General features: G+C 75.3%; 9 protein-coding genes. 3 read left to right on the top strand and 6 right to left on the bottom strand.

Annotated features, from left to right (window positions below):
* Nucleotides 1–103: 103 nt before the first annotated feature.
* Nucleotides 104–1,840 carry a BACON domain-containing protein gene (locus tag OO57_RS29695; RefSeq protein WP_051778409.1) on the top strand — a complete coding sequence of 579 codons (1,737 nt, stop codon included), beginning with the start codon at nt 104–106 and terminating at the stop codon, nt 1,838–1,840.
* A gap of 7 nt (nt 1,841–1,847) precedes the next feature.
* On the opposite strand, the gene OO57_RS29700 is transcribed toward OO57_RS29695, so the two are convergent.
* From OO57_RS29700 to OO57_RS29715, 4 genes are read right to left on the bottom strand one after another with little or no spacing between them, the layout of a single operon-like run.
* A complete protein-coding gene (locus OO57_RS29700) occupies nt 1,848–3,527 on the bottom strand; it encodes a SulP family inorganic anion transporter (RefSeq protein WP_033255794.1) in 1,680 nt (559 codons plus the stop codon).
* Nucleotides 3,527–4,195 carry a GAP family protein gene (locus tag OO57_RS29705; protein ID WP_033255795.1) on the bottom strand — a complete coding sequence of 223 codons (669 nt, stop codon included), beginning with the start codon at nt 4,193–4,195 and terminating at the stop codon, nt 3,527–3,529. The genes OO57_RS29700 and OO57_RS29705 overlap by 1 nt, the downstream gene beginning before the upstream one ends.
* Before the next feature lie 17 nt (nt 4,196–4,212).
* A complete protein-coding gene (locus tag OO57_RS29710; RefSeq protein WP_033255796.1) occupies nt 4,213–5,544 on the bottom strand; it encodes a DUF1254 domain-containing protein in 1,332 nt (443 codons plus the stop codon).
* Nucleotides 5,545–5,571: 27 nt separating this feature from the next.
* Nucleotides 5,572–6,867 (bottom strand): DUF1254 domain-containing protein, encoded by a 1,296-nt coding sequence (locus OO57_RS29715; RefSeq protein ID WP_033255797.1) that lies wholly within the window; start codon nt 6,865–6,867, stop codon nt 5,572–5,574.
* A gap of 197 nt (nt 6,868–7,064) precedes the next feature.
* Here OO57_RS29715 and OO57_RS29720 point away from each other — a divergent pair, with 197 nt between their 5' ends.
* Nucleotides 7,065–8,066, top strand: a complete 1,002-nt coding sequence (locus tag OO57_RS29720; protein WP_033255798.1) for an NAD-dependent epimerase/dehydratase family protein — start codon at nt 7,065–7,067, stop codon at nt 8,064–8,066.
* A 269-nt stretch (nt 8,067–8,335) separates the two neighbouring features.
* On the opposite strand, the gene OO57_RS29725 is transcribed toward OO57_RS29720, so the two are convergent.
* Nucleotides 8,336–9,337, bottom strand: a complete 1,002-nt coding sequence (locus OO57_RS29725; RefSeq protein ID WP_051778411.1) for a family 2 encapsulin nanocompartment cargo protein polyprenyl transferase — start codon at nt 9,335–9,337, stop codon at nt 8,336–8,338.
* Between the two features lie 197 nt (nt 9,338–9,534).
* Nucleotides 9,535–10,941, bottom strand: coding sequence for a family 2B encapsulin nanocompartment shell protein (locus OO57_RS29730; protein ID WP_033255800.1), 1,407 nt, complete (start codon nt 10,939–10,941; stop codon nt 9,535–9,537).
* A gap of 381 nt (nt 10,942–11,322) precedes the next feature.
* On the opposite strand from OO57_RS29730, the gene OO57_RS29735 reads away from it, so the two are divergent.
* The gene (locus OO57_RS29735; protein WP_051778410.1) at nt 11,323–12,423 is read left to right on the top strand and encodes an ATP-grasp domain-containing protein; all 1,101 of its coding nucleotides are present in this window, start codon (nt 11,323–11,325) and stop codon (nt 12,421–12,423) included.
* Nucleotides 12,424–12,518: the final 95 nt, after the last annotated feature.

Genomic DNA, 12,518 nt, shown 5'->3' on the forward strand with positions numbered 1-12,518 from the left:
CGGCGTCAACCGGGCGAACAAGGAATCGGTCCTGTTACCCGAAAGAAGGACAAGCGGCCGAAACCTCCCGGGCAACGGGTTTCGGCTGCCTACCGTCGTTCGGGTGACCACCGGCCAGCCCCACCCCGTCGACCCGTCCCCGGCACTCCGGGCGTACGGCGCGTGCGTCGACGGGCTGTTCACCTACTGCCTGTCCGTGCTCTGCGAGCACGAAGCCGCCACCGCGGCCGTCCTGGAAGTCCGCGACCTGGCCCAGCGCCACGGCGACCGGCTCGACGACCCGGCGCTGCTGCGCGCCTGGCTGTACGCGCTGGCCCGGCACCGCTGCCTGGCCCGGCTCGAAGGCGCGGCCGGGGAGGACGGCGCCCCCGCGGACGGGCCGCCCGGGCCCGGCACGGTCCGCGAGCGGCGGCGCGAACTCGCCTCGCTGGCCTGGCCGGAGGCGGCCGGCACCGACCCCGAGCAGCGCGAGGCGCTGGAGCTCGCGGTGCGGCACCGGCTGGACGGCGCCGAGGTCGCCGCCGTGCTCGGCCTGAGCACCGCGGCCGCGGCCGCGCTGCTGGACGCGGCGGGCGCCGAGGTCGGCCGGACCAGGACGGCCCTGCTGGTGCTCGGCGTCGGCTCCTGCCCGGAACTGGCGCAGCTCGGCGGCGTCGGCGCGGAGTCCTGGCGGGGCTGGGTGCTCGGCCCGGCGCTGCGCCGCGAACTGGTGCTGCACCTGGTGGAGTGCCCGACCTGCCGGGGCACCGCCGAGCGGGTCGCGGGCCAGCTCGGGCACGGTCTGGCCGGGCTGCCGGGCCTGCCGCTGCTGGCCGCGCCGGGACCGCTGCGCCCCGGCCGGGCGGCGCCCTCCGGCGGGACGGCGTTCCTGTCCGGCGCGGCGGCCGGGCGGCGGGTCGCGCAGGGCCCGGCCCAGCCGCGGTTCGACCAGCGCGGCTTCCCCCGGCACCGGATGCCCTCGGCGCCGCGCGGCACGGCGGTGCGGCAGCGGGTGGTGACCACGGGCGTGCTGGCGGCCGTGCTGGCCGCGCCGGTGGTGGCGCTGTGGAGCGCGCACCGGGGCGGCGGCGCCGAGGAGCAGGCCGCGGCGGTGTCCTCGGTGCGGGTCGACCCGACGGCGGCGCCCGGGCAGCGCGTCCCGGTGCCGGAGCCGACCGCGGTCGCGGGGCTGCCCCCGGCCGAGCGGGTCGCCGCGATGGAGCTGGCGGGCGCGGTGGCCGCAGAAACGTCCCTGCCGACGGTTCAGGGCCCCGCCGTGCCGGTGCCCTCGCCCGGTGCCGCGCCGCTCTCCAGCCCCGCGCTGACCCCCCAGCCCGGCCCGCCGCCGGCCGCCACCGCGAGCCTGACCGTGGAGGCCGGTGCGTACGGCAACCGCACCGTGCTGACGCTCACCAACTCCGGGGACGGGCCGCTGTCCTGGCACGCCGTGCTGGACGTGGACTGGCTGCGGCTCAGCCGGGACTCCGGCACCCTCGCCCCCGGCCAGCGGATCACCGTGACCGTCACGGTCGACGAGGCCCGCGCCCCGCAGTCCCGCTGGACGGCGCACCTGGCGCTGCCGCCGTCCGGCGCCGTGGTGACCCTGGAGGGCGGCAGCGACCACCGCGGCGTGCCCGACCCGGACCCGACGCCCTCCGGCAGTGCCACGCCGACCGCGACGCCCACGCCCACGCCCTCCGCGAGCGCCTCCGACCCGGCCGCGCCGAGCCCTTCGCCGTCGGCGTCCTCGTCCGCGCCGACGGAGCCGTCCCCCTCCGCGTCCGCGTCCTCGTCCGCTCCGGAGACCCCCGCCGACCCGTCCGCACCGGCCTCCGCACCGGCCTCCGCACCGTCGCCGTGACGGCCCGTCAGTCCGCCGCGGTGCGCTCGCCCGACAGCCAGCGCTCACCGCGGGCCACGGCCTCCTCCAGCGAGGCGCCCAGGACGGGGTCGGCGGGAACGACTCCGTCCGGGCCGAGCGCCCCGGCCAGGCCGGTGTGCTCGGCGAGCCGGACGAAGGAGGGCTGCGCCCCGGCGACGATCAACCGTCCGCCGCGGGCGCCCAGCTCGTCGTCCTTCCGCCGCAGCAGCTTGACCATGCTGGACGAGGGCACGTCGGGAACGGTGCGCACCACCAGCACCAGCACCGCGGGCCCGTCCGGGGCCCGTGGCCAGTCGGCGTCGATCAGCGGGAGCTCGGCGAACAGGCTGGTGCCGCTGTAGGCGAGCACGGTGACCCGCCCGGCGGGCAGTTCGGCCGGGGGGTCGGCGAACTCCCAGCGCCCGTCCGCGGTGCGGGTGAGCGCGCAGAGCCTCGCCTGCCGGGACGCCTGGACGCAGTAGAGCAGCAGCGAGAGCACCGCGCCGAGGACGATCGCCCGCTGCAGCGGCAGCTGGGTGGTGCCCAGGAAGGTGACCGCCATCGCGGCGGCGGACAGCTTCGAGGTGCGCAGCACCAGCTCGACGTCGGGGACCTTGCCGACGATCAGCTCCCCGCCGACCACGATGATCAGGCCGCCGATCACCGGCATCGGGATGTGCTCGGCCAGCGGGGCCAGCGCCAGCACGATCAGCGCCAGCCAGACGCCGGAGAACACGCCCGCCCAGCGGGTGCGGGCCCCGGCCGAGACGGCGACGCCGGTGCGCGACAGCGAGCCGCCGACCGGCAGCGACTGGAACAGCGAACCGGTGACGTTGGCCAGGCCCTGCGCGGTGAAGTCGCCGTTGACGCTGGACTTCGAGCCGTCCGGGTTGGGCACCGAGGGGCTGATCCCGGCGGCCTGGGCGAGCGCCACCAGGGCGATCGACAGCGCCCCGCCGAGCAGGTGCCAGGTGGCCGACCAGTCGGGGGCGGTGAAGTGCGGCAGCGCGGCGGGGATGTCGGCGATGCCGCCGACCAGGTCGACGTCGGTGCCCAGCAGCGCCACCCCGCAGCTGACCACCACCATCGCCACCAGCAGCGCCACCGTCCGCAGCCGCTCCACCGCGTGCGCGAGCGCCCACACCGCGACGGTCGCCGCCGCCGTCAGCGTCGCGGCGAGCTCCCAGGAGCCGGCGTGCACCAGCCAGTCGCCGAGCTGCACCAGCTTGTTGTGGCCCTGCGGGTCGTACCCGGTGGCGTCCTCCAGGACGCCGACCACGATCTGCAGCGCGATGCCGGTGGAGAAGCCCACCATGACCGCGTTGGAGACGAAGCTGAGCACCACACCCAGGCGCAGCACGCCCATCAGCAGCATCACCGCGCCGGACAGCAGGCCCAGCAGCGCCACGTTCCCGGTGTCCGCCGGGTCCAGCCCGGCGTCGCTCAGCACGCTCTGCGAGGTCAGCGCGATCGCGCTGGTCAGCGTGGTGACCATCAGCACGGTGCGGGCGGCCAGCGAGCCGACGATCGCCGGGACGACCCCGGAGAACAGGCCCGCGACCGGGTTGAACCCGGCGATCGACGCGTACGCCATGCCCTCCGGGATCGAGAACAGGCCGGTGACCAGGCCCGAGGTGACGTCGCTCGGCTTCGGCCGCCCCAGGGAGCGGGGGGACGGCAGCCGCATCAGGTCAGGCCCGACACGGCGTCACCGACGTACTTCACGCCGAGGACCAGCAGCAGCACCAGCATGATCGCCGAGTTGTGCGCCGACATCCACGCCTTCCAGCCGCCCAGCACCTCGCCCGCCCGCGCCCCGCCGAGCAGGTAGACGCCCAGCGGCAGCAGGGTGCACAGCGAGCCGATCAGCACCAGCAGCGCGCCCGCGACCGCCTTGCCGCCGCCGCTCGCGCCGCTGGTGGCGATGGAGACCGCACCGCCGACCGCCAGCACCAGGTTCTTCGGGTTCGCGGCGGCCAGCACCGCCGCCAGCCCCGCCGACTTCGCCGGGGTGAACCGGTCGACCGCCCGCATCCAGCCCGGCGGCTCGGCGACCTTCCCCTCCCGGGGCCGCCCCTGCCACTGCTTGGCCGCCAGCAGCAGGAACAGCACGCCCAGCGCCAGCTTCACCCAGTACGACCAGTCGGGCGTCCCGGCGGCGGTGTCGATGCCCGAACCGGCCAGCACCACCACGGCGGTGACCGCGGACAGCGCCACCACCCAGCCCGCGGTGAACGCGATGCCGTTGGAGCGCCCGCGCGGGGTCGCCAGCATCAGGATCACCGCGATCAGCGGCAGCGGGCTGATCGCGATGCCGACCGCCGAGGCCAGCATCTGCCCGATCGCGTCTCCCATCTCCGTCCCCCTACCGGTCAGCGCAGCCGGATCGCGGGCAGCCGGTAGCTGCCGTCGAGCACCGCGTCCTGCGGCTGGTACATCCGCACCATCGGCCGGAACCCGCCCGCGGGCGCGGGCAGCCAGTTCGCGAACTCCTCGGGCTCCGCGGGCCGTTCGTGCTGGAGGTAGAGGGTCAGCGAGCCGTCCTCGCCGCGCACCAGGCCGGGGGTGCGGTCGCCGATCGAGTACCGGTCGATCTCGTTGGCGACCAGCAGGTACTCGGGGGTGCCGTACATCGTCACCGACCAGAACGCGCCCACCGGCGGGGTCCGCTCGAACCGCAGGGTGTACGCGTGCGCGCCGGTCAGCGGGACGCCGTCCGCGTCGTTGTACGTGGTGGCGTAGACGGCCTCGTAGGCGTGGTTGCCCCACAGGCCGGCCCGGGCGGCGACCGCGCGGGACAGGTACGCGGCGCGGCGGTCGGCGATCCGCCACTGCGGCTCGTCTCGGGTGCCGGGGCCGAGGAAGTCCAGGTTGTAGTCGAACAGGTGCAGGTTGGCGGCCCACTCGCCGGTGGGGTCACCGGTGCCGAGGGTCGCCGCCTCCACCCGCTCCCGGCCCGCCGCCAGGCCCTTGGCCAGCGCCGCCGCCCACTCGGCCGGGCCGTCCGGGTACGGCGAGCGGCCCTCGTCGAGCAGGCCGATCGGGGCGAAGCGCTGCTGGAAGGCGACGTCGGCGGCGGCGGGCGGGAAGGCCGCCATCCACAGCCGCAGCCGCTCCAGGAACAGCAGTTCCTCCGGGACGCCCGCGGCCGGCTCCGGCAGCCCCGCCGGGGTGCCGCCGCCCTCCAGCGGGGTGAGCGTCAACTGCCGCTGCAGCTCCCGGACCCGCTCCAGGTCGTCCGGCCCGGCGCAGTAGTTGCGCACCGCGATCACCGCCACCGCCGTCGGCGCGACGATCACCGGCACGCCCTCCGGGGCCGCGCCCGCCCAGCCGGGCGGGGCGACCAGCCAGGTCTGCTCGGCGGTGCCGGAGGAACGGCGGCCCGCGTAGGCGAAGTTGTTCGTCCAGGCGTCGACGAACTGCAGCACGTGGTACGCGCCGCCGGTGTCCGGGACGTGCAGCAGCAGCGGCCCGGCCGACAGGTCCAGCGGGGCGACCGAGTACACGGTGTCGTTGTTCACCGACACGAAGTGCGAAGCGGGGCCCGCGAGTTCGGTGGCGTGGCCGAAGGTGTTCCACGGCGTCGGGCCGATCGTGCCCAGCCCCCGGCGGACGACGGCGTCCACCGTGGTCAGATTGGCCACCAGCGGGGATCCGTACACCAGGGCCTCGGCGGCCAGCATCTCGGGGGTGGCGTCAGCCATGCGAACGTCCTTGTCTGGTCGGTGACTTCATCGGGGAGTGGGCGTGGGCAGCCGCCAACTGCCTTCCAGCAGGGCGGGTTCCGGGCCGTAGGCGCGCACCGCGACGAAGTACGGGCCCTCGGGGACGGGCAGCCAGTTCGCGAACTCCTCGGGCTCCGTGGGCCGTTCGTGCTGGAGGCGGAGGGTCAGCGAGCCGTCCTCGCCGTACACCAGGCCGGGGGTGCGGTCGCCGATCGAGTACCGGTCGATCTCGTTGGCGACCAGCAGCCGCTCCGGGAGGCGGTACGCGGTCGCCGACCAGAAGAACCGGGCGGGCGGGAGCTGCCCGGCGGCGAAGCGCAGCACCGCGGGCTCCCGGCCGCCCGCCGTCGACTCCCAGCCGCCGTACCAGGCCTCCTCGGCGGGCAGCCCGTACAGGCCCTTGAGGGCGCCGCAGGCCCGGTCCAGGTAGCGGGTGCCGAGCTGCTCCCGGGTGCCGAACAGGGCGGTGCCGGTGGCCGCGCCGTCGGCGGCCGCGACCAGTTCCCCGCGGGCGTCCGCGATGCCCGCCAGCAGGGCCTCGCGCACCTCGGCGGGCAGCGCCGCCGGTTCGAAGTCGCCGCTGCCGATGCCCAGTTCGGCCAACCGGCCGCGCAGCTCGGCATCCGCGGGCAGGGTCGGGAAGAAGCCCAGCAGGAAGTCCAGCAGCGAGAAGAACTCCAGGGTGCCGAGCGCCTCCTCGCCCCGCCACACCGGCCACACCGGCTCCGCGGCGACCGGCCGGGGCGTGCCCAGGTGCTCGCTCAGCGGCCTGAGCAGGTACCCGGCCTGCACCCGCTCGACCTCCGGCACGTCCTGCGGCCCCGCCGAGAACGTCCGCCCGAGGATGCCGACCAGGTTGGTGTCGGCCCGCAGCACCCCGTCGAAGCCCTCCGGCGGGTTCGCCCGGTGCCCCGGCCCCGCGACCAGGTACCGGCCCGCGCCGCTCCCAGTAGTCCGCGAGCCGACGAACCCGACGTACGCGGTGTCCAGGTCGTGCACCGGCAGCACGTGGTAGCGGTCGGTCGCGGGCTTCTCCAGCACCCACGGCTCGGCCCGCAGGTCCAGCCAGGCCCACGAGTACGGGGTGTCGTTGTTGGGCGTCACCACGTCCGTGTTGTCCGGGGTGAAGGGCCGCGGGTAGTGCCGGAACACGCCGAAGCCCCCGACGTACCGCGGGTCCGCGTCGTCGATCGCCTGCGGGTAGACCGTCCGGTAGTTCTCCAGCATCGGGTAGCCCCAGGTCCACGCCCGCGCCGCCGTCCGCCGCACCGCCTCCGGGTCCGCGCCGACCGGGTTCCCCATCTCGCCCGCCCTTCTACCCCCACGAAAGGGACTATTCAGACATGCCGGTACACCGGGATGCTATGTGCTCCCCCCGTGATCGGCACTCCGGCCGACACCACCACCGCCCCTGACCGGCCGTCTGCTCCCGGCGAAACCGCTCCGCTCCCGGTGAACGCGGCGCATGGAGGGCCACCGCCCCGGAGACCCTGCGAGACATGGACATCCTTCTGCTCGGCGGCTCCAAGTTCCTCGGCCGCGCCTACGCCACCGAAGCGCTCGCCCGCGGCCACCGCGTCACCACCTTCAACCGCGGCATCAGCCGCACCGACCCGCCCGGCGTCGAAGCCGTCCACGGCGACCGCGCGAACCCCGACGACCTGCGGCGCCTCGTCGACGGCCGCCGCTGGGACGCCGTCGTCGACACCTCCGGCCAGCAGCCCCACGACGTCGCCACCGCCGCCCGGCTGCTCAGCGGCCGCGCCGGGCACTACGGCTTCGTCTCCTCGATCCACGCCTTCGCCGACTGGCCCGCCCGCCCCGTCGACGCCGAATCCCCCACCCTCGACTGCCCCGGCGACCTCCCGCCCGACCAGCCCTTCGCCAACGCCCTCAAGGCCGGCTGCGAACGCGCCCTCGCCGAGAACTTCGACGGGCCCGCCGCGGTCCTCAACTGCGGCCTGCTGATCGGCCCCCACGAACCCATCGGCCGCCTCCCCTGGTGGCTCGACCGGATCGCCCGCGGCGGCCGCGTCCTCGCCCCCGGCGCCCCCGACCGCCCGCTCAGCCTCGTCGACGCCCGCGACTTCGCCGCCTTCGGCCTCGACCTCGCCGAACGGGGCGCGACCGGACGCTACGTCACCACCGCACCGGTCCGCTCGGCGACCACCGGCGAGTTCCTCGACGCCTGCCGCACCGCGACCGGCTCCGACGCCGAACTCGTCTGGACGCCGGACGCCGACCTGCTCGCCGCGGAGGTCGCCCCCTGGGTCGAACTCCCCCTCTGGGCCCCCGCCGCCGAAGGCTGGCACGGCACCTGGCGGGCCGACCCCGCCACCGCCCTCGCCGCGGGCCTGCGCATCCGCCCGCTGCTCGACACCGTCACCGACACCTGGGCCTGGCTCGAAGCGGGCGGCCGCGCGGAGGTCGCCTACCGGCAGCTCGACACGCCGCTGGGGATCGACCCGGAGAAGGAGCGGAGGATCATCGACGGGGCATGAGCGTGCAGGGGCCCGGGGAACGGCGAGAGCCCCCGCCAGGGGCCCGGGGAACGGCGAGAGCCCCCGCCAGGGGCCCGGGGAACGGCGAGGCCCAGTCTGCTGCTCACGGTTCACTGCCGTTGCGCGCACCTGCTTCCGGTTCGGTCAAAGACACGCAGCAGCACGCACCTCCGACGGGCTCCGGCCACCAGCAGCACGGCCCCGCCGTTCCCCGGGCCCCTGGTTCCGCTCCCGCCGTTCACACCCGGGCCCCTGGCGGGCCTCCCCGCTCAGTAGGCGCGGCGGGTGACGAGCTCGGCGAGGGCCAGGAGGTCGTCGGCGCGGGACGGGTCGGGGACGGCCGCGGCGAGGTGGGCGATGGCGGCGGCCATCCGGTCGCAGCTCTCGGTCTGGGCCCAGCCGCGGCCGCCGGCCCGGTCGACCGCGTCGGCGGCCGCGGCGAGCTCGGCGGGGCTGAGCGGGCGCCCGGTGGCGTAGAGCGCGGCGAGCTCCGCCCCGGCGGGGGTGCCGGAGGACAGGGCGCGGACGACGGGGAGGGACTTCTTGCGGGCGGCGAGGTCGGCGCCCACCGGCTTGCCGGTGACCGCCGGGTCGCCCCAGATGCCGATCAGGTCGTCGATCAGCTGGAAGGCGAGTCCGATCTCGCGGCCGAAGGCGTCCATCGCGTCGGCGGTCTCGGCGTCCGCCCCCGCGTAGAGCGCGCCGAGCGCGCACGCGCAGCCGAGCAGGGCGCCGGTCTTGCCCTCCGCCATGGACAGGCACTCGGCGAGCGTGACGTCGGTGCGCTGCTCGAAGGAGCAGTCGGCCTGCTGGCCCGCGCAGAGCTCGACCACGCAGTCGGCGAGGCGGCGGACGGAGGCGGCCGCGGCCGGGTGCGGGTCCTCGGCGAGGACCCGCAGGGCGAGGGAGTGCATGGCGTCGCCCGCCAGGATCGCGCCGGTGGTGCCGAACACCCGCCAGGCGGTGGGGCGGTGGCGGCGGGTGTGGTCGCGGTCCAGGACGTCGTCGTGCAGCAGGGTGAAGTTGTGCACCAGCTCGACCGCGGCCGCGGCCCGCACCGCGTCCTGCGGGCGGCCGCCGACCGCGGTGGTCGCGGCGAGGACCAGCGCGGGGCGGATCGCCTTGCCCGCGCCGACCGCGCTCGGGGCGCCGTCGGCCTCCAGCCAGCCCAGGTGGTAGCCGGAGACCAGCCGCATCGACTCGGGGAGGGTGTCGACGGCCGCGCGCAGCGCGGGGTCGACGACGGCGCGGGCCCGGCCGAGCAGGGCCATCGCCTCGGCGGTGTCGCGCCCGCCGTCGGGGGCCGGGGCCGTCGCGCCCGCGTCGTGCTGCCCGCGTTCGGGCACGGTGATGGCCATGGTGGAGTCCTCCCCCTCGGCGGACCCGGCTGCGGGGCCGCAGGAACGTCCGCCGACGGAGCGTCGGGCGGTGGAGCGGGCGGGCCCAGGACGGTGGGCCCGCCCGGTGGTCAGTGCTGCCAGTGGGCGACGTCCACGTTCTCCAGGACGCCGATCGCGTCGGGGACGAGGATCGCCGCCGAGTAGTAGGCGCTGACCAGGTACTTGACCACGGCCTTCTCGTCGATGCCCATGAAGCGCACGTTCAGGCCCGGCTCGACCTGGTCGGGCAGCGCGCCGGGGCGCAGGCCGATCACGCCCTGGTTGTCCTCGCCGACGCGCATCGCCAGGATCGAGGTGGTGCCGTTGACCACCGGGATCTTGTTGCACGTCAGGATCGGGACGCCGCGCCAGCTCGGCACCGTCCGCCCCTCGAACCGGATCGCCTCGGGGTACAGGCCGCGGCTGTTGCACTCCCGGCCGAAGGCGGCGATCGCCTTCGGGTGGGCCAGGTAGAACTTCGTGCTGCGGCGGCGGCACAGCAGCTCGTCCAGGTCGTCCGGGGTGGGCGGGCCGGAGTGGGTCTGGATCCGCTGGCCGTACTCGGCGTTGGCCAGCAGGCCGAACTCCGGGTTGTTGACCAGCTCGTGCTCCTGGCGCTCGCGCAGCGCCTCGACGGTCAGCCGGAGCTGGTGCTCGGTCTGGTCCATCGGCTTGTTGTAGAGGTCGGCGACCCGGCTGTGCACCCGCAGCACCGTCTGGGCCACGCTCAACTCGTACTCGCGCGGTTCGAGCTCGTAGTCGACGAAGGCGGTCGGCAGGTCGAACTCGCCCTCGTGGCCCGCCGACATGCCGATCGCGGCCTCGCCCTTGTGGGTCTGCGGGAGCTGCGAGTCGGCGATGAAGGCGAGGACCTGGTCGCGCAGCGCCTCGGAGCGGTCGACCAGCTCCTGGAAGGCGGGCCAGGCCAGCACCATCGCGGTGCCCGCGGTGGCGGCCCTGACGCTATAGGACCAGCGGCGGTCGGCGACGGTGAGCGCCTCGTCGCCGATGTGGTCGCCGTCGGCGAAGGTGCCCAGGACCGCCGGGTCGCCGTACTTGCCGGTGCCGACCTTGTCGACCTTGCCGTGCGCGACCAGGAGCACCTCGTCGATCTCGGCGCCCTGCTCGACCAGCACCTCGCCCGCCGCGAAGTCCCGCTGGACGAAGCGCCCGGCCAGCTCGGCCAGCAGCGCGTCGTCCGCGAAGCCGCGCAGCACCGGGACCTCGCGCAGCGTGGGCGGGACGACCGAGACCTCGCGGCCGGTCTGCACGAAGCCCACCCGGCCCCGGCCGACCGCGTACGACAGGCGGCGGTTGACCCGGTACGTACCGCCGGAGACCTCGACCCAGGGCAGCGCGCGGAGCAGCCAGCGGTTGCTGATCTCCTGCATCTGCGGGGCCGACTTGGTGGTCGACGCGAGGTTCTTGGCGGCCGCCACCGAGAGGCTGCTCTGCGGCCTCGTCTGGGGAATTCCGGCGGTGGTTTCGGTCGTCATTTCGGAGGGGCCCCTGATCGCGTCGACGGCACGTTGCGGCAACCATGCTGACGCCCGTTCAGGTGAGGCGGCAATCACTCGTGGGGGTGATTCAGGTGTGTGCGCGCAATAGTGCGACCAGCGCACTGGCGCGATCATCGTTCGATCCGCGCGCCCCCGCGGGGAGGGCGCGGGCCCCCTCCCCGAAGGGTTGTCGGAGGCCCTTCAGAACCCCCCTCCGGAGGCCCGTTCCGGGGTGTCCGCGCTGCTCACCCACCCCGTGTTCGAATCGCTGCGGAACAGCGCTAAGGTGGCCCCCTCACCGCGTGGTGCCCGCCGCCGCAGCGCAGGCGAACCGGTCGGTGACCTCCCATCGGCACGCCCTTCTCCAGGGAGACCTTCGTGACCGCGCCCGTCCGCGTCTGGCTGAACCGCACCTACGCCGAGAACGTCTTCTTCATCGACCTGCTGCGGGCCGCGCCGCGCCCGGTGCACGTCCTGGCCACCCACGTCGACCCCGACTCCCCCGTGCTCGCCGCCGCCGACCTGGGCGCCCTCGAACCGGACGGGCTGTCCGCCGAGGCCTACGTGGAATTCGCGCTGGAATTCTGCGCCCGCCACGACGTGGACGTATTCCTGCCGCGCCTGCACCAGTTGGCGATATCGCTGCGCCGCCGCGACTTCGAAGCGCTGGGCACCGCGCTGGTCTGCCCGCCCGCCTCCGCGATATCGCTGTTCGCCAGCAAGGTCGACGGCTACCGGGCGCTGGACGCGGTCGGGCTGCCCACCCCGCTGTGGCGGAAGGCCGACACCGCGTCCGAACTGCTCGCCGCCGTCGAGGAGATCGAGGCCACCGGCTCGGCCGCCTGCCTGAAGCCCGCCTCCGGCGCGGGCGGCGAGGGCTTCCGCGTCCTGACCCGCGAACCGTTCAGCCTCGGCCGGCTCGCCGGGTACGTCGACGCCCGGGTCCAGCTCGACCAGGTGCTGTCCGCGCTGGAGCGCTCCGCCGCCCCCGCCGACCTGCTGGTGATGCCGTACCTGGACGGCCCCGAGGTGTCGGTGGACTGCCTGGCCGAGCAGGACGGCCGGCTGCTGGCCGCGGTCGGCCGCACCAAGCAGGGCCGCCGCCGCGGCTTCACCGTCGACCCGGCCTACCTGGGGCCCGCCCGCCGCCTGGTCGAGGAGTTCGGCGTCGGCTACCTGTCGAACGTCCAGTTCCGGCACGAGCGGGACACCGGACGCCCGGTCGTCCTCGACATCAACACCCGCCCGTCCGGCGGACTGCACCAACTCCGGCTGTGCGGCCTCAACCTGCCCGCCGCGGCCGTCGAACTCACCCTCGGCGCAAGGCCGTTGCTCCCCGCGGCGGACGAACTCACGCTCGGCGAGTACACCCTGGTCTCCACCATCCAGGCGCTGCTGCCCCGGCAGTCCGCGGCCCCCGCGCTGGAACGCATCGACTGCGGCGCCGAGCGGCGGCCGGTCGCGGCGGCCGCGGTCTAGATGATTGATGCCAAGGGCTAGTGGTCGTAGGCGGTCAGCGAGCGTTTGACGGGTTGGCCGGTGTGGTCGTTGTGCCAGATCACGCTGGTCAGGGC

Origin of the sequence: Kitasatospora phosalacinea, assembly GCF_000717185.1 — a bacterium.
Lineage (GTDB): Bacteria > Actinomycetota > Actinomycetes > Streptomycetales > Streptomycetaceae > Kitasatospora > Kitasatospora phosalacinea_A.

Excerpts from the sequence above, each read along its gene's own strand:
- OO57_RS29725 (WP_051778411.1), bottom strand. The coding sequence starts at position 9,337 with ATGGCCCTGCTCGGCCGGGCCCGCGCCGTCGTCGACCCCGCGCTGCGC.
- OO57_RS29730 (WP_033255800.1), bottom strand. The coding sequence starts at position 10,941 with ATGACGACCGAAACCACCGCCGGAATTCCCCAGACGAGGCCGCAGAGC.
- OO57_RS29700 (WP_033255794.1), bottom strand. The coding sequence starts at position 3,527 with ATGCGGCTGCCGTCCCCCCGCTCCCTGGGGCGGCCGAAGCCGAGCGAC.
- OO57_RS29720 (WP_033255798.1), top strand. The coding sequence starts at position 7,065 with ATGGACATCCTTCTGCTCGGCGGCTCCAAGTTCCTCGGCCGCGCCTAC.
- OO57_RS29710 (WP_033255796.1), bottom strand. The coding sequence starts at position 5,544 with ATGGCTGACGCCACCCCCGAGATGCTGGCCGCCGAGGCCCTGGTGTAC.
- OO57_RS29715 (WP_033255797.1), bottom strand. The coding sequence starts at position 6,867 with ATGGGGAACCCGGTCGGCGCGGACCCGGAGGCGGTGCGGCGGACGGCG.
- OO57_RS29705 (WP_033255795.1), bottom strand. The coding sequence starts at position 4,195 with ATGGGAGACGCGATCGGGCAGATGCTGGCCTCGGCGGTCGGCATCGCG.